General features: G+C 75.1%; 10 protein-coding genes. 2 read left to right on the top strand and 8 right to left on the bottom strand.

Annotation, left to right across the window (positions count from 1 at the left end; all coding sequences use genetic code 11):
- The first annotated feature begins 190 nt into the window (after positions 1-190).
- A complete protein-coding gene (locus CYQ11_RS21470; RefSeq protein ID WP_099201205.1) occupies positions 191-3,988 on the top strand; it encodes a multifunctional oxoglutarate decarboxylase/oxoglutarate dehydrogenase thiamine pyrophosphate-binding subunit/dihydrolipoyllysine-residue succinyltransferase subunit in 3,798 nt (1,265 codons plus the stop codon).
- 85 nt (positions 3,989-4,073) lie between these two features.
- Here the strand turns inward: CYQ11_RS21470 and fxsT are convergent, their stop codons facing one another.
- The 7 genes from fxsT to CYQ11_RS29690 form a co-directional block, all read right to left on the bottom strand.
- Positions 4,074-7,091 (bottom strand): FxSxx-COOH system tetratricopeptide repeat protein, encoded by a 3,018-nt coding sequence (gene fxsT, locus CYQ11_RS21465; protein ID WP_099201206.1) that lies wholly within the window; start codon positions 7,089-7,091, stop codon positions 4,074-4,076.
- A gap of 60 nt (positions 7,092-7,151) precedes the next feature.
- Positions 7,152-8,498: an aKG-HExxH-type peptide beta-hydroxylase gene (locus tag CYQ11_RS30685; protein ID WP_181143737.1), complete on the bottom strand. Its 1,347-nt coding sequence runs from the start codon at positions 8,496-8,498 to the stop codon at positions 7,152-7,154.
- On the bottom strand, positions 8,495-8,722 hold the full coding sequence (locus tag CYQ11_RS29695) for a hypothetical protein (protein WP_181143893.1): 228 nt from the start codon (positions 8,720-8,722) through the stop codon (positions 8,495-8,497). The genes CYQ11_RS30685 and CYQ11_RS29695 overlap by 4 nt, the downstream gene beginning before the upstream one ends.
- Positions 8,723-8,833: 111 nt before the next feature.
- A complete protein-coding gene (locus CYQ11_RS21455; protein ID WP_099201208.1) occupies positions 8,834-12,034 on the bottom strand; it encodes an SAV_2336 N-terminal domain-related protein in 3,201 nt (1,066 codons plus the stop codon).
- A gap of 6 nt (positions 12,035-12,040) precedes the next feature.
- Positions 12,041-13,045: an AAA family ATPase gene (locus CYQ11_RS21450; protein ID WP_099201209.1), complete on the bottom strand. Its 1,005-nt coding sequence runs from the start codon at positions 13,043-13,045 to the stop codon at positions 12,041-12,043.
- A gap of 154 nt (positions 13,046-13,199) precedes the next feature.
- A complete protein-coding gene (locus CYQ11_RS21445; RefSeq protein WP_275666458.1) occupies positions 13,200-15,308 on the bottom strand; it encodes a VMAP-C domain-containing protein in 2,109 nt (702 codons plus the stop codon).
- Positions 15,309-15,340: 32 nt separating this feature from the next.
- Positions 15,341-15,766 (bottom strand): CU044_2847 family protein, encoded by a 426-nt coding sequence (locus CYQ11_RS29690; RefSeq protein ID WP_181143735.1) that lies wholly within the window; start codon positions 15,764-15,766, stop codon positions 15,341-15,343.
- A 138-nt stretch (positions 15,767-15,904) separates the two neighbouring features.
- On the opposite strand from CYQ11_RS29690, the gene CYQ11_RS21440 reads away from it, so the two are divergent.
- The gene (locus CYQ11_RS21440) at positions 15,905-16,084 is read left to right on the top strand and encodes a DUF6104 family protein (protein ID WP_099201211.1); all 180 of its coding nucleotides are present in this window, start codon (positions 15,905-15,907) and stop codon (positions 16,082-16,084) included.
- A gap of 99 nt (positions 16,085-16,183) precedes the next feature.
- Here CYQ11_RS21440 and CYQ11_RS21435 read toward each other — a convergent pair whose 3' ends face one another.
- Complete coding sequence (locus tag CYQ11_RS21435) at positions 16,184-17,023, bottom strand: hypothetical protein (protein WP_099201212.1); 840 nt, start codon at positions 17,021-17,023, stop codon at positions 16,184-16,186.
- Positions 17,024-17,136: the final 113 nt, after the last annotated feature.

Below are 17,136 nucleotides of genomic sequence, written 5' to 3'. Positions count from 1 at the left end.
CGGCGAACCTGGAAAGCCCGGGGAGATGTGAAACCACGGTGCTTTCCCGCCGCGTCATACCCCGAAACCCGGCAGCGAGTGTGACATAGGCGACTGCTTGCCCGGCTGGCCTGCATGAAGGGGGCCGACAGGCGTAGCCTTTATTCCCGCTGTCCACCACCTTAGGAAGCGGAAGAGGGCGGTTGCCGCCGTGTCGCCACAGTCCCCCAACACCTCGAGCGTCTCGACCGACCAAGCGGGGCAGGGCAAGAGCCCTGCCGACGTGTTCGGTCCCAATGAGTGGCTCGTCGACGAGATCTACCAGCAGTACCTCCAGGACCCGAACTCGGTCGACCGAGCCTGGTGGGACTTCTTCGCCGACTACAAGCCGGGTCAGGCAGCGGGCGCGCCGCCGACGGCGGTGACCGGGGCCGAGGCCCCCACCGCACCGGCGCAGGCCCCCGCGGCCGCACAGCCCGCGCCGGCCGCGAAGCCGGCCGCCGCTGCTCCGGCCGCCACGCCCGCCGCCGCTCCGGCGGCGCCCGCCAAGCCCGCGGCCGCGCAGCCGGCGGCCCCCGCCGCCAAGCCTGCCGCCGCGAAGCCCGCGGCCAAGGCCGCCGCGGCCCCGGCGGCCGACGCCGCCGGTCCCGAGTTCGTGACGCTGCGCGGCCCGGCCGCCGCGGTCGCCAAGAACATGAACGCCTCGCTGGAGCTGCCGACGGCCACGTCCGTCCGCGCCGTCCCGGTGAAGCTGCTGTTCGACCAGCGCATCGTCATCAACAACCACCTCAAGCGCGCCCGGGGTGGCAAGGTCTCCTTCACGCACCTCATCGGCTACGCCATGGTGCAGGCGCTGAAGCTGATGCCGTCGATGAACTACTCCTTCGCGGAGAAGGACGGCAAGCCCACCCTCGTCAAGCCCGAGCACGTCAACCTGGGCCTGGCGATCGACCTGGTGAAGCCGAACGGTGACCGCCAGCTCGTGGTGGCGGCCATCAAGAAGGCCGAGACCCTGAACTTCTTCGAGTTCTGGCAGGCCTACGAGGACATCGTCCGCCGCGCCCGTGTGGGCAAGCTGACGATGGAGGACTTCACCGGGGTCACCGCGTCGCTGACCAACCCCGGCGGCATCGGCACGGTCCACTCCGTGCCGCGCCTGATGCCCGGCCAGGGCCTCATCATCGGCGTGGGCGCCATGGACTACCCCGCCGAGTTCCAGGGCACCTCGCAGGACGCCCTGAACAAGATGGGCATCTCCAAGGTCATGACCCTGACCTCGACGTACGACCACCGGGTCATCCAGGGCGCCGCCTCCGGCGAGTTCCTGCGGATCATGCACCAGCTGCTGCTCGGCGAGAACGACTTCTACGACGAGATCTTCCAGGCGCTGCGCATCCCCTACGAGCCGGTCCGCTGGCTCAAGGACATCGACGCCTCGCACGACGACGACGTCACCAAGGCCGCCCGCGTCTTCGAGCTGATCCACTCCTACCGGGTCCGCGGCCACGTCATGGCCGACACCGACCCGCTGGAGTACCGCCAGCGCAAGCACCCCGACCTCGACATCACCGAGCACGGCCTCACCCTGTGGGACCTGGAGCGCGAGTTCGCGGTCGGCGGCTTCGCCGGCAAGTCGATGATGAAGCTGCGCGACATCCTGGGCGTGCTGCGCGACTCGTACTGCCGCACCACCGGCATCGAGTTCATGCACATCCAGGACCCGAAGCAGCGCAAGTGGATCCAGGACCGCGTCGAGCGCCCGCACTCCAAGCCGGAGCGCGAGGAGCAGCTGCGCATCCTGCGCCGGCTGAACGCCGCCGAGGCGTTCGAGACCTTCCTGCAGACGAAGTACGTCGGCCAGAAGCGGTTCTCCCTGGAGGGCGGCGAGTCCGTCATCCCGCTGCTGGACGCGGTGCTGGACGCGGCCGCCGAGGCCCGTCTGGACGAGGCCGTCATCGGCATGGCCCACCGTGGCCGGCTGAACGTCCTCGCCAACATCGTCGGCAAGTCCTACGCGCAGATCTTCCGCGAGTTCGAGGGCAACCTCGACCCGAAGTCGATGCACGGCTCCGGCGACGTGAAGTACCACCTGGGTGCCGAGGGCGTCTTCACCGGCCTGGACGGCGAGCAGATCAACGTCTCGCTGGCCGCCAACCCGTCCCACCTGGAGACCGTCGACCCGGTCGTCGAGGGCATCGCCCGCGCCAAGCAGGACATCATCGGCAAGGCGGGCACGGACTTCACCGTCCTGCCCATCCAGCTGCACGGCGACGCGGCCTTCGCGGGCCAGGGCGTCGTGGCCGAGACGCTCAACATGTCGCAGCTGCGCGGTTACCGCACCGGCGGCACCGTGCACATCGTCATCAACAACCAGGTCGGCTTCACCGCGCCGCCGGAGTCCTCGCGCTCGTCGATGTACTGCACCGACGTCGCCCGGATGATCGAGGCGCCGATCTTCCACGTGAACGGTGACGACCCGGAGGCCGTGGTCCGCGTCGCGCGGCTCGCCTTCGAGTTCCGCCAGGCGTTCAACAAGGACGTCGTCATCGACCTGATCTGCTACCGGCGTCGGGGCCACAACGAGTCGGACAACCCCTCGTTCACCCAGCCGCTGATGTACGACCTGATCGACAAGAAGCGCTCGGTGCGCAAGCTCTACACCGAGTCCCTCATCGGTCGCGGCGACATCACCCTGGAGGAGGCCGAGCAGGCCCTGCAGGACTACCAGGGCCAGCTGGAGAAGGTCTTCGTCGAGGTCCGGGACGCCGACACCGCCCCGCAGGCGGGCGAGGCCCCGGCCCCGCAGGCCGAGTTCCCGGTGGCCGTGGAGACCGCGATCTCCCAGGAGGTCCTCAAGCGGATCGCCGAGTCGCAGGTCACCATGCCCGAGAACGTCACCGTGCACCCGCGTCTGGTCCCGCAGCTCCAGCGCCGCGCGGCCAGCGTCGAGGACGGCACGATCGACTGGGGCATGGGCGAGACCCTCGCCTTCGGTTCGCTGCTGATGGAGGGCACCCCGGTCCGGCTCGCCGGCCAGGACTCCCGCCGCGGCACCTTCGGCCAGCGGCACGCGGTGCTGGTCGACCGGGAGACCGGCGAGGACTACACCCCGCTGCTCTACCTGTCCGACGAGCAGGCCCGTTTCAACGTCTACGACTCGCTGCTCAGCGAGTACGCGGCGATGGGCTTCGAGTACGGCTACTCGCTGGCCCGCCCGGACGCGCTGGTGCTGTGGGAGGCGCAGTTCGGCGACTTCGTCAACGGTGCCCAGAACATCGTCGACGAGTTCATCTCCTCGTCCGAGCAGAAGTGGGGCCAGACGTCCGGCGTCACCCTGCTGCTGCCGCACGGCTACGAGGGCCAGGGCCCGGACCACTCCTCGGCCCGCATCGAGCGCTTCCTCCAGCTGTGCGCGCAGAACAACATGACGGTCGCCATGCCGACGCTGCCGTCGAACTACTTCCACCTCCTGCGCTGGCAGGTCCACAACCCGCACCACAAGCCGCTGATCGTCTTCACCCCGAAGTCGATGCTGCGTCTGAAGGCCGCGGCGTCCAAGGCGGAGGAGTTCACCAGCGGCGCCTTCCGCCCGGTCATCGGTGACGACAGCGTGGACGCGAACGACGTCCGCAAGGTCGTCTTCTGCTCGGGCAAGGTCTACTACGACCTGGAGGCCGAGCGGGTCAAGCGCGGCGTCAAGGACACCGCCATCATCCGCCTTGAGCGCCTGTACCCGCTGCCGGGTGCGGAGCTCCAGGCCGAGATCGCCAAGTTCCCGAACGCCGAGAAGTACATCTGGGCGCAGGAGGAGCCGGCGAACCAGGGTGCGTGGCCGTTCATCGCGCTGAACCTGATCGACCACCTGGACCTGGCCGTGGGTGCCGACGTCCCGGCGCGCGAGCGGCTGCGGCGGATCTCCCGCCCGCACTCCTCCTCGCCGGCGGTCGGCTCGGCCAAGCGCCACCAGGCGGAGCAGGCGGCGCTGATCGCGGAGGTCTTCGAGGCCTGATCCCGCCTCTCCTGAAGCGGGAACGGGGCCCCGCACCACTTCGGTGGTGCGGGGCCCCGTCCGTTGTCCGTCAGCCGTCTTCGGGCTAGCCCAGATACGGCTCGAAGTCCCAGTAGGGCCGCACCCGCTGCCGGGCCGCCAGGGTGTGGGGGTGCTGGGCGCCGAGCGTGCGCGTCAGCCGCTGGAGCGCGTCCTCCTCGACCTTGCCCGCCTCCTCGTGCTCGCGCAGGCCGCGCAGGTCCATGGCCAGGGCGACCTCGCAGGAGAGGGTGAAGGGGTGGTCCTCGCCCAGGGCGTGCCGGGCCCGGCGCAGGGTGTCGCGGCTGAGCTCCTGGGCGCTGTCGAGGCGCCCGGTGAAGTTGCGCCCGGCGGCGGCGTTGAGGGCGCAGCCCAGCACCCAGGGGTGGTCGCGGCCCAGGGTGGCGGTGAGCCCCGCGAAGGCGGCCTCGAACATGGTCAGGGCCTCGGTGCGCTCGCCCGCGGCCTGGAGCACCAGGCCGGTGTTGGACAGCATGCCGGTGCTGATGGGGTGGGCGGGGCCGAGCAGGTCGCGGAAGCCGCTCTCGCCCTCGGCGATGAGGTCCTTGGCCTGCTGGAGGTCGCCGTGCTCGCGGGCGTAGTTGCCGTAGTCGACGACGAGGCCGAGGGTGGCGTAGTGCCCGCGGCCGTGGACCTGTTCGGTCTGTTCCAGCAGGCCGGCCATGACGGCGCCCACGTCCTGGAGGGCGCCGGCGCGGCGCTCGCACAGGGCGAGGTTGTGGCGGGCGCGCAGGGTCTGGGGGTGCTGGGGGCCGAGCACCTGGACGTGCAGCCGCATCACCAGTTCCTGGCGGGCCAGGGCGTCGCGGTAGCGGCCCATGAGCCGCAGGTCGCGGGCGCAGGCGATGCCGGAGACCAGGGTGGCCGGGTGGCGGTCGCGCAGCAGGGTCTCGCGCTTGCGGAGGGTCTCCAGGTCGATCTCGTACGCCTCGGTGTAGCGGCCGAGCAGCCGCAGGCCCGCGCCCAGGTTGTGCTGGGCGAGCAGGGTCAGGTAGTCGTCGGGGCCGAGGAGTTCGAGGGCGGTCTCCAGCACCTCGCGCTGGGCCTGGAGGGCCTCGGTGTACTGGCCGAGGTACCGCTGGTCGGCGGCGAGGCAGCTGGTGGCGGTCATCAGGCCGGTGCCGTCCGGGCCGGGGGCGGCGCGCAGCCTCTCCAGCAGGGCGCGGTCCAGTTCGTAGGCGGCCCGGAAGGAGCCGTAGGCCCGCAGGATGTTGCCCTGCTGGGCGGTGAGCTCCAGCATGCGCGGGTGCTCGGGCGGGAGGATCTCCGACCAGTGCTCGCGGATCTGCTCGGCCAGGTTCACGCCGGTGCGGAACTCGCCGCTGCGGAAGCAGTAGCGCAGGACGTTCAGCACGGTCTCCTGCACCCGCTCGTTGGTGCTGCCGAGGGCGCCGGAGGGCTCCAGGTGGGGCAGCAGCTCGGCGTAGCGGGGCCACAGGCGGGCGTCCTGGGGGTTGCCGGGGTCGGCGGCGGCGAGCATCCGGCGGACGACCTGGCGGTGCAGGTCGCGCTCGGCGGGCGCGGTGAGGCGGCCGACGATGTCGTGGACGATGCGGTGCATGTGCACCGACTCCTGCTCGGGGCCCGGCTCCTCGCCGGCGATGGCGGTGCGGGTGTCGCGGGTGAACACCGAGTAGTTGACGAGGGTGTCCAGGGCGCGGGTCCAGCCGGCCAGGTCGCTGGAGAGCCAGCCGAGGTCGGCGGGCAGACCCTCGGGCGGCACGTGACGGACCAGGCCGATGGGGATGCGCCCGGGGGCGAACGCCGCGCACAGCGAGAGCAGTTCGACGGCGTGCGGCTGGGATTCGCGGAGCCGGTTGATCAGTATCGACCAGGAGGTGAGGGAGGAGCGCGGCACGCCGTCGAAGCCGCCCTGGTCGGCCAGCTCCGACAGCTCGCCGTCACGCACCATGCGCAGGTACTCGGGGACCTCCATGTCCGACTCGCCCAGCCAGGCGGCGGCCTGGACGAGCGCCAGCGGGATGTCGCCCAGCTCGGCGGAGACCTCGTCGGCCTGTTCGGCGGTGATCCGCGGGGCGCGGCGCATCAGATAGCCGGTGCTCTCGTGGCGCTCGAAGCCGGGCACGTCCATCAGGGCCGTGCGGCTCTCGCTCCAGCTGCGGTTGCGGGAGGTGATCAGGACGTGGCCGGAGCCCTCGGGCAGGACGTCGTCGGCGCCCTCGATGTCGTCCCAGCCGTCGAAGACCAGCAGCCAGCGGCCGTAGGGCTCGCCGCGGCGCAGGGCGTCGCGGACGGCGCGGATGCGCTCGCCGGGCTCCGAGCCGCTGACCAGGCCCAGTTCGGGGGCGAGCTCGCCCAGGCGTTCGCGCAGGGTGCCGCGGGTGTCGGAGTTGACCCACCAGACGACGTCGTAGTCGGAGCTGAAGCGGTGGCAGTACTCGGCGGCCATCTGGGTCTTGCCGATGCCGGACATGCCCAGGAGCGTGACGACGGCGGTGCCCTGGTCGGCGTCCGTCAGGCGTTCCTGGAGGCGGTTGAGCAGGTCGTCGCGGCCGGTGAAGCGGACGTTGCGGCGGGGGATCTCGCCCCAGACGGCCGGCGGGTCGTTGGGGTAGCGGGAGCCCGGTCCGTGCGGCAGGGGGCGGGCGTTCGGGGCGGGCGGCAGGCCGAGGCGGCCCAGGAGCCTGCGCTCGGCCTCGTGGGCGCCCACGCTCCACAGGTCCACCGGCTCCAGGACGGCGGTCGCGGGCAGCAGGGCGCGGTTGGTGAGGTTGACGGCGGCGAACCGCTCGGCGTGGGTGGCGACGACGCCGCGCAGCGCCTCGGTCCACTCGCCCTCGCGGCGCGGCCCGAGCTGGAAGAACCAGTCGCTGAGCACCAGCAGTATCCGGCCGGAGGCCAGCAGCAGGTCGCCGAGCGCCGACTCCAGCGGCACCTCGCGCGGCGGGTCCCAGCGGTGCAGGGTGACGCGGTGGCCGTGGCTCTCCAGCCGGTGGGCGATCCAGGTGGCCCAGGGCCGGTGGAAACCGGCGAAGACGACGACGAAGTGCTCGCCGGCGCGAGCCTGCGTACCGGTGCCGGCCGTGGTCCGCTGCGTGGCCATGCGCGCGTCTCCCTTGTTCCTTCGCACCCCGTCGGCCGGAGAACCGGCACGACCGCAAGATTACCGTACGTCACCGGCCGGTGACGTACCGCCGAACGGTGCGCAGTGGCCGGCGGTCCCGAGCAGGACCGCCAGGTGCCGCTCCATACCTTCGACGAACTCCCGTCCTTCGGGAGTGAGTTCACCTGATTCAAGCAGGATGGGCAGGGCCTGCGCGACCTGTCCGCCGTAGGAATCGCGGCGCGCCCGGGCGTCGGCCGCGGCGGCGGGCGGCAGCGGTCGCCGCCGGGCGGCCCGGTCCCAGAAGTCGGCGAGGGCGAGGTGGGCGTAGGTGCCCTGGAGGACGCCCGCCAGGGGCCGCGGGTCGGCCCGCCACGCGACCCGGTGCACGGCGCCCGGCGCGGCCTGGTGCAGGGGGACGAGGTCGTGGAGCACCGACAGCTTGCTGTGCTGGGTCTCGTGGACGAGGACCTCGGCGAGTTCGGCGGCGGACTCCGGCGGGGTCGTGAACACCGCGCCCGGCGCGGCCCGGAAGGTGGCGCTCGCCTTGGCTCCGGCCTCCAGGACCCGGCCGCCCGCGCCGTGCCGGGCGAGGGGCACCAGGCAGCGCAGCAGCGCCACGGTCTCCGCGGCGCGCTGGGGGTCGGTGGCCCGCAGCAGCGCGAGGGCAGCCCGCCACCGGCGCAGCCACGGCTCGTGGCCGCCGGCCTCGCGGGGGGCCGCGGGCAGGGCGGCCCGGCCCACGCCGCCGGACGGCGCGCGGTAGGGGTCGAGGTCGTCCAGGCAGGCGCCGCTGCCCGGCAGACGGCGCAGCCCCTGCCAGCCGGCTCCGGCGCCGGACAGCCGGCCCGCGGCGCGCAGCAGGACGGGCCCGGCGCGCCGGCCGTCGGCGGTCAGGCGGGCGGTACGGCCGTGAGCGGTCAGCCGCACCGTCTCGGCGCCGGTGCGGGCGAGGCCGGCGCCGGGCAGGGCGAGGATCCCGCCGGGGGCGGCCAGGTCGAGGGCGAAATCGGTGCCGGCGCGCAGGGCGGCGGTGGCGGCGACGGCGCCGAAGTGGTCGAGGCTGCGGGTCAGGGGCTCGCCGTCGGCGGCGGTCAGCGCGGCCGCCAGCCAGTTGCCGACGGACGGGTGATCCAGGGTGTCGCGGACCGGAAGCGGGGCGTGCTCCTCGGCGCGCTCCAGCAGCCGCCAGTGCTCGGCGAAGCGCTCGCGGGCGTGGCCGGGCACCGCCGAGGGCCGCCGCTCCAGCCTGGTCAGCAGGGACTTGAGCAGCACCAGCCGCCGGCTGTGCAGCCCGTCGAGCAGGAACGCGAGGTCCTCGGGGCCGGACCGGGTGCGGGCCAGCCGACCGGCCGGGGAGGGGGCGCCGGGCCGGGCTCCGCCTTTGTCCGGAACCCGCCGGGTCACCGGCCGGTACAGGGTTCCACCACCCCGCCCTCGTTGCCCGCGTCCCAGGCCTCGGCCAGCGCTCCCGGGCAGCGCAGCACGTGATCGACGGCGGCCGCGAGGCCGGGGTCCGCGGTCTCCCGCAGGGCCCGCAGGCCGACTCCGGCGAGGTCGGGCAGGGGCAGGGCCCTCGCCGCACCGCCCAGGGCCTGGCCGGCCGTAAGGGCGCTCTTGAGCTTCGGCACGCTCTTCTCCTCCCTGCCGCCTTCCGCCGAGGACGGCCCCCGCGGCTGCACGTTTCTTCCCAAGGGCCGTAAAGCGGAAACACGTTCGGGCCGGGTCCGGCCTCATCCGGCTCATTCGCCGGCGAGCCGCGTTACGCATTCCCGGGTGGCCTGCACCTCGTCCCAGGGCACGTCGGCGAGCCGGCCGGTGAGGTCCCACCACTCCCGTCGCGCCTCGCGGTAGGCGGCCAGGGCGGCCCCGCGCAGGCCCATGCGCTCCAGGGCCACGCCGTGGCCGTGCAGGGCGCGTGCGGCGGTCACCGAGCCGGGGCCGTCGGGGGTGGGCAGACGGCGGGCCTCCTTGACCGCCGCGTCGAAGGCGGTGGCGGCCTCCGCGACCGGCATGGCGCCCGGCTGCCGGCTCAGCAGCAGCCGGGCGTAACCGAGGCGCAGCCACGCCTCGGCGCGGGTCGCGGGGTCCGGGGCGCGGCGGGCCGCCTGTTCCAGCAGGTGGCAGCTCTCGTAGAGGTCGGGCAGGAAGCCCTGCCGCCCGTACCGCAGGGTCAGCGCCCGGCCCAGCATGAGCTGGGTGCGGGCCCGCAGGGGCCACCGGCCGGGGCTGACGGTCAGGGCCTCCCGCAGCACGGCTTCGGCGCGGCCGACGGGGTCCGGGGCGGGGACGGGGGCCGCGGCGGCGTCGTCCGCGGACGGCGGGCCGCCCCGGATGGCGCCCCGGGGGCCGGCCACCTCCTCCGCGCGGCCCAGCAACGACTCGCCCCACTCGGTGAGGAGTTCGCACCGGCCGAGGCTGTCGCGGGCGGTGAGGGCGACCGCGCCGGCGTAGGCGTCGTCGGCCGCGGGCCCGTCGCCGGCCGCGGCGTGGGCGCGTGCCTGCTCGGTGCGGCAGCGCAGTCGCTGGAGGTCGTCGGCCACCGTCTCCTCGGCCCGCGCCAGGGCGGCGAGGGTCTCGGCGGCGGGCGCGCCGGACAGCCGCAGGGCCGCCGCGAGGTCGAGGAGGGCGGCGCCGCGCTGGGCGTCCGGGGCGCCGTCGCTCTCCAGCAGCTCGTGACCGGTGCGCAGTTCGGCGGCGGCCGCGCCGGCGCGCCCGGCGGGTTCGTCGCCGGCCGCGGCGAGGGCGAGCAGCACCCTGCCGAGCCGCAGGTGCCGTGCGGGGGTCCCCGGCGACAGGGCGCGCAGGGTGCGTTCGGCGTCGCGGAGCCGTTCGGGGTCGCCGTCGGCGAGCCAGGCGGCGTACTGGGCGGCGGCCAGCTCCAGGGCCGCCTCGGTGTGCCGGCCGCTGCCGGGCGGGGTGTGGTCGCGGGCCTCGGTGAGCAGGGCGACGGCCTCCGTCAGGATCGTGTGCCGCCGTCCGGGGTCGTGGCGTACGGACTCGGTGCCGGCCAGCGCGCACAGCACGCCGCCGAGGACGAGCCGGGCCCGTACGGCCTCGGGCGCGGGGGCCGGCTCCGCCCCACCGGGTGCGGGGTCGGGGCCGGTGCGGCCGGTGCCCACCGGGAACGGCAGGCCGGCCGCCGGTTCGGCCAGGGCGCGGGCTTCGTGGAGCAGGCCGGGGTCGCCCTGGACGTGCCACAGGCGCAGCAGCCGCTCGGCCTCGGCGACCGGTCCGCCCTCGACGGCCACCGGCCGGTACCAGCGGACCACACGGGCGGGGACCTCGGCGAACAGCTCCGGTTCGGCGGCGCCCGCTTCCGCGGGGCCGCCCGGCTCGTCGGACGCCTGCGGGGGGCCCGGGTCCGGCTGGGTGCCGGACAGCTGGGCGGCGGCGAGCGCGGAGAAGTTGCGGGCGCCCTTGCCGAAGTGGCGCTCGACGTAGTCGGAGCAGTGCTTGAGGACGAGGGCGGCGGCGCTGCGGTCCAGGGACTGCAGGAGCATCTCCCGTACGCCGTCGGCGAATTCGTACCGCGCCCCGGCCCAGGGGCCGGGCTCCTCGCGGTCCGCGCCGGGGAGCTTGCGCAGCAGCCCGCTGAGCAGGACCTCGGCCAGTTCCATGGGTCCGGTGTCGGGGAGCATGGCCCGCTGGACGACCTGCATGACGGGCAGGGTGAGCGGCACGGCGGCGAGGTGCACCGCGAGCCGCAGGGCACCGGGTGAGGCGCCGGCCCGGAAGGCCCTGAGCAGTTCCCCGGCGGTGCGGCCGTCGCGCTCGCCGTGCGGCGGCGCCGGCCGGGCGGGGTGGCCGGGCAGCAGCCATCCGGCGGCGCCGCGCACGGCCGAGCGGCCGGGTCCGGACAGCAGCCGGGCCCAGGTGCCCAGGGCGTCCCGGGTGGGCAGCAGGACGGGCACGGGCAGGGCCCCGGGGGCGGGCCCCGGTCCGTAGCCCTCGGGGGTGAAGTGCAGCCGGCCGCCGGTGGCGGGGTCCCGGGTGAGCAGCCCGGCCTCCGCGGGCAGTGCCGTACGGGGCCACAGGCGCGGCGGCAGCGGCTGGACGACGGCCAGGGGGGAGGTGTGCGCCCAGTCGTGGAGCAGCCGCTGGGCCGTTCCCTCCTGCCACAGCGGCCCCACGCAGTCGCTGATGACCAGCGTGAGGCGGCGCCCGGTGGGGTCGCGGAACTGTCCCGCGGGGCGCGGGCACAGATGGCGCGCGCTCCCCGGGGGGCCGGGCTCGGCCGTGGTGCCGATCAGGGGCGCACCGTCGGCCGACCGGTGCAGGTAGCGCACCCGCACGTCACGGAAGGCACCTAACTGGGCGCAGGTCTGGTGCAGTTCCTCCAGCATCCGCTCCCAGACCGCCATGGACGGCGAGGTGTCCATCAGCAGCTGCATGGAGACCGAACGGCCCTCGCCCGGGCGGAAGACGGGCTCCAGCACCCCGCTGCGGGCACCCCGGTCGGCGGTGGCGTCCTCGTCCAGCGGCCCCCGGACCGGTGCGGCGAGCGTGCGGTAGCCGCGCAGCGGACGCAGGGCCCGCTGGAGGCCGAGCAGGCCCGGCAGCGACGAGGCCATCGGTATGCGTATGGGGAACGCCCCGACGGGCTCCGACCGGCCACCCCCGTGGGCGTAGAGGGCCACCGGATCCGACCGCTCGGCCAGCCGTTCCGCCGCCGCCCCGCCGGCCGGGCCGCTCACGCCGGGGACGTCCGGCGCCAGGGGCCCGGCGGCCCCGGGGCGTGCGGGACCGGCGTCGGAGGCCGTGCGCTCCGGGCGGTCAGCGGCCGGGGGCCGCCCGCCCGGCGCCTGCCCGGCCGCGCCCGCCGGCGAGACCCACTGGGCGAGCCACACCGCGTCGGCGAGTTCCTCCGCCGTGAGGTCCCAGGCCGCGGCGCGCAGCCGGGCGACCAGTTGCCCCAGCCGGTGGTCGGGGGGCGCCGTCATCTCTCATCACCTCGGGCGGTCCAGTGGGCGCATGAGCATGTCCGCGAGCCGGTCGCGCGTGACCCGTTCGGTGCGGGGGGCGTGCTGGGTGAGGAAGAGGGCGTTCAGCAGCTGGTCGGCGGCGATGACCTCGCCGGGCTCCCGGTCCAGGAAGCGCTGGATCAGGGCGTCGCCGCCGGTGACCGCGTCGTCGCCCAGGTGGGCCCTGACCATGGCCGTCAGCTGCTCCTCGCCGGGCGGTTCGAGGTTGAGCTGGATGCAGCGGCGCAGCAGCGCGGCCGGGAAGTCCCGCTCGCCGTTGGAGGTCAGCACGATCAGGGGGAACGTGGTGCAGCGCACCCGGCCGCCGTGGATCACGGCCCGCTCGCCGTCGTCGGTGAGCACCTCCACCTCGGGCTCGCGGTCGGCGATCCGCTCCAGTTCCGTGAGCCGGAACTCCCCCTCCTCCAGGGCGTTGAGGAGGTCGTTCGGCAGGTCCAGGTCGCCCTTGTCCAGCTCGTCGACGAGCAGCACCCGGGGCAGCGTCGTGGGCAGCAGAGCCGTGCCCAGCGGGCCGAGGCGGACGTACGAGCCGATGGGGCGCCGCTCCTGCCCGGCGCCCCCGGCCCGTTCCAGCTGGACGTCCTGGAGGCGGGCGATGGCGTCGTAGTGGTAGAGCCCGTCGCGCAGCGTGGAGCGGCTGACGATGGGCCAGCGCAGCACCCTGCCCAGGCCCAGCTCGTGGGCGACGGCGTGGGCGAGGGTGGACTTGCCGGTGCCGGGGTTGCCGGTGACCAGCAGGGGGCGGCGCAGGTAGAGGGCGGCGTTGACGGCCTCGACCTCCTCGGGGCGCGGGTGGTGGTTCTCCACCAGCCGGCGCAGCACCCCGAGCCGGCGAGCCGCGCTCGGGTCCGTGCCGGCCCCCGTGTCCGGCCCGGCGGAGGCGAAGTCCCGCCAGGGCGGGGGCGGCGGCAGCTGCCGTATCCCGTCGTGCGGCAGGCCGGCTCCCCGGTAGATGCGCCAATCGTTCACACTGGGCTCCTCGTAGCTGGTCGTGACCTTGAGGCCTGCCGCGCCCGGGCCCCGCTTCGCTGTGACACGCCGTGAGGCCCCCGGTCGACGGTACCGGTACGGCACGGCGCTGCCGACCCCGGTCGCGCTCCCCTGGGGTGTTCTTGACGCGTCGTCATGGACCTGTACCCCAGCCGGCGCCCGGCACGTACAACGGCGTGTCGGGCAGCGGCGGATGATCGGGCGAATCGAAGAGCACGGCAATCGACCGGGCCCACAGGACTTCCGGGTCGGGCGCGTCGGGGTCGCCACAGCGGATGCGGAGGTTGCGGATGCGCCGGTGGAGACCGTCCGCGGTCCCCGCCTCGCCCACCAGCCGGGCGATTTCGTGATGGAATTCGGCGCAATCCGTATGGCCCGTGGCGCATCTGCGCCAGATCACCACCGGGTGCCCGGCGGCCAGCGCCGCCTCCATCGCCATGGCCCCGGCGCCGCCGGCCACCTCGCCGCAGTAGACGGGCACCGCCGAGTCGGCGGCGTCCGACAGCCGCCCGTACGCCGCGTGCCCGCTCTCGCGGCCCGCGCCGCCGTGGCCGCGCTCCGGCGCCTCACGGCGCAGCGGCACGACGGTCAGCGGGCCCCGGCTCGTCCCGCTCCAGCGTCTGTGCCACTCGGGGATGGCCGGGTGGTCGCGGCGCCTGCGGTCGCGCACCACCACCACGCGGCGCTGCCCCAGCGGCATGGTGTGCGGGTCGATGCCGCCGCCCGGCGCGTCGGGGGCCGTCAGCCGCCAGGCGTCCAGCGGCTCGTCGAACAGCTCGCGGGGCAGCACCACTTGGACCTCGGCCAGGTGCTCGCCCACGTCGCCCTGGCGCAGGGCCCGCGCGATCGGCTCGCGCAGGGCCTCGCGCAGCCGCGCCCGGGGCACGCCCCGCTCGTCGCCGGCCAGCGGGGTGACCACGCCGTCCTCCAGGAGCAGTTTCACCCGCCAGGGGTAACAGCTGCCGTAGAGCAGGGGGTCGACCTCCACGATGACGTCCGCGCGGGCCCGGCCCTCGGCCGCGCCGGGCGCGCCCGGCTCGACGTCCCTGCGCTCCGGCTTGCGCAGCTCCACCGTGCCGGGCGGGGCGGGCTCGCGCGGCTCGGCCGGGCCGGCCGAACCGCCGTGCAGGATCTGGTGGATCTCCTCCCGGATGACGTCGGGCAGCGACTCGGCCTGCCCGGCCAGCCAGGTGCTCAGCTCGCGCAGCGGCGCCACGTCCCGGCCCTCGCCCAGCCGGCTCACGGCCGCCGCGACCCGGGCGGCGTACAGCAGCACGGCCTCCAGTTCCAGGTCCCGGTCGGGGCCCGTCTCCTTGGTCCGGCCGCCGTCGCGCAGGTCGTACAGCAGCCCCACGCCCTCGCGCCAGGTGCGCGGGTCGTGCTCGACGCCCGGCTGGTACGGGGCCTGGATCACCCGCCGCTTGGCGTGCCCGACCAGCAGCATGACCTCGCCGGGCGTGCGCGGCTGGGTCAGCTCGGCGAGGCGGGCGAAGAGGTGGGTGCGCAGGACGGGCGTGAAGCCGTCCGCCCGAGGCGGGCGCAGCGCCTGCTGGAGGCCGGTCCAGCTGCCGCCGGTGCCCATGGTGCGGTAGCGGCGCAGATGATGGCGGTCGTGGGCGCTGATGATCGAGTGCAGCCGGTCGCGGCCCGGGCCGTCGTCGGCGATCCGGCGCAGGGCGGTGACGGGCACGGCCAGGCCGGCCGTGTCGTGGCCGCGTCCCTTGCTCACGCCGATCACCGCGCCCCGGCCGGTGTCCACGACGGGCCCGCCCGAACAGCCGGCCACGGGGATCTCGCCGCGCAGCAGCATGGCGCTGCCGTCGCTGCCGTCACCGCCGCTGGCGGTGCCCAGGCCGAAGCGCAGGGCCAGCTCCCCGGTCTCCTGCGACCAGCCGTGCAGACTGACCGGGGCGGGCACGACCGCCGACCGGTCGCTCAGCCACAGGCACTCGGCGTCCTCCGCGTCCGCCACCTCGACGAGGGCCAGGTCGGGCAGGGGCCAGCGGCGGGGCGGCGCGTCGGGGTCGGGCGGGCGGGGCAGGGCGAGCGCGACGCGGCCCTCGGTCGTGCGGTCCCGCCAGTCCGTGATGTCGATGCCCGTCACTCCGCCGAGCACGTCACCACCCCCGTTCCCCACCACGTGGGCGCAGGTAAGGACCCACCCCGGAGCGATGAAGAACCCACTGCCCCAGAACCGGGCGCCGCTGCGGTCATACCCGCCACCGGGCGCGGAAATGCGCACGACGGCCCGGCGCGCGGTGCCGTCGAGGGCGCTCAAGGAGCGCCGGGGGTCGTGGGGCCGCCGGGGGCGGGCGGCGGCGGGGCCGGCGCCGCCCGCTCGGACCAGGTCAGCGAGACCGTGATCGACGCCTTGCCGTTGCCGTCCGCGAGCAGGCCGATCACCCGTCCCGCCTGGGCGGACAGCTCGATCCCGAAGTCGACCCGCACCTCGTCCGGCCGCGCCGCCGCGAGCCCCATGCGCAGGGACCCGACGACGCCGCGCACGACGTCGGCGAGGCCGCTGGCGGCGTCCGCCACGTGCCGGACGGCACTGGAGTCCTCGTACGCGCCGGGGGCGCCCGGAGCGCCGTAGGCGCCGTACGCACCCCCAGGCGGCTCCTGGAGCTCCTGCGCCTCCGTGATCCGCGCCCAGACCACCGTGCCGTCGTCCAGGCGCACTTGAGCGATTCCGCCAGCCACGTGCCACCCCCCGTTACCGTGGATGATGCAGCAGGCTAGTCCTCTGGTCCGATGGGCGCGAGAGGCTGTGGCCAAGGGCCGGCCGGGGGCCGCCTATCCTGGGCGGAGAGATTCCCCCACCCCCTGACGGAGATCACGTTGTACTTCACCGACCGCGGCATCGAGGAGCTGGAGAACCGGCGCGGCGAGGAGGAGGTCTCCCTCGCCTGGGTGGCCGAGCGCCTCCGCGAGTTCGTCGACCTCAACCCGGACTTCGAGGTCCCGGTGGAGCGGCTGGCGACGTGGCTGGCGCGGCTGGACGACGAGGACGACGAGTAAGCGGCCTCGCGCGCTTCTCCGGCCTCCGCCCGGGCCCTCCGCACCGCGCGCCGGCCTTGCCGGGCACGGGTCCGCCGGTCTTCTCGCCCGTAGCGTCCGTCACCGTGTGCGCGGCCCACGGCGGCGCCACGCGTCGTACGCGATCGTCAGCGCGCCGTCCGCCAGCAGCACGGCGCCCGCCAGCGCCCAGCCCCGGCGGGGCCTCTCCGCCCGCCTGGCGCGGCTCAGCAGCACCGCGCCGGCCAGCAGTTCCGCCGTTCCCAGCGCCCGCGCCCGCGGCCCCCGCACCCACGTGCCCAGCGGGCCCCGTTCCGTCGCGTCGAGCCCGTCGCGCATCGCGGCGCGCCAGCCCGGCCACTCCACCGCCTCCGCCGACGGCGCCGCCTCCATCGCCGCGCGCAGCGTCCGCGCGCTCGCGCCCGGCACCAGCCCCTGCGGCAGGTGCAGGCCGGCCCGCGCGAGCACCGCGACGAGGCCCCGCACCCGCGCGGCGGCGTCCGCGTCCGAGTCCGGCGCCGTCAGCCGGTCGAACGCCGCCGCGTCCAGCACCGGATCCAGCCCCAGCCGGGCCCGCAGGGCCGTCAACGCGCCCTCGTCGCCCAGCGGGGAGCCGTCCGCCAGCCAGGTGTAGCCGAGCGTGCGGCGGAAGCCCGCCGCCACGACGAAGCCCGCACCCTCCTCGTCCCACCACAGGCCGACCGCCGGCCAGGACTCGGCGACCGTCAGGGCGTGCGTCCACTCCGCCGTCAGCGCGGCCGGGTTCTCGGCGGCGCCCGGGCCCGGCTCCTCCGCCGGCACCAGCACGCTCCACCCCCCGCCCGCCGGGGCGACGAGCAGCGGTTCGCGCAGCAGCTGGGCGGACGGACGGACACGGTCGGGATCGGCCCGGCAGAGCAGCAGCGCGCCTGCCGCCGCCCGGCTGTGATCGGTTGCGGACATGCGTCAACGCTAAGCCACGCCGCTGACCCTTGACTTCCCAAAACCGCGATATATCGTGTCTGGCGAGAGACGCGATATGTTGTATCGCGTTCAGGTCCCGGACCAGGGTTCAC

Source organism: Streptomyces cinnamoneus (assembly GCF_002939475.1).
Classification (GTDB): Bacteria; Actinomycetota; Actinomycetes; order Streptomycetales; family Streptomycetaceae; genus Streptomyces; species Streptomyces cinnamoneus_A.
The sequence above is the reverse complement of the archived record's forward strand: the minus strand, read 5'-3'. Positions and strand labels throughout refer to the sequence as shown.

Bases quoted from the DNA above. Each gene is read 5' to 3' on its own strand.
- fxsT (WP_099201206.1), bottom strand. From the start codon at position 7,091: ATGGCCACGCAGCGGACCACGGCCGGCACCGGTACGCAGGCTCGCGCC.
- CYQ11_RS21455 (WP_099201208.1), bottom strand. From the start codon at position 12,034: ATGACGGCGCCCCCCGACCACCGGCTGGGGCAACTGGTCGCCCGGCTG.
- CYQ11_RS21435 (WP_099201212.1), bottom strand. From the start codon at position 17,023: ATGTCCGCAACCGATCACAGCCGGGCGGCGGCAGGCGCGCTGCTGCTC.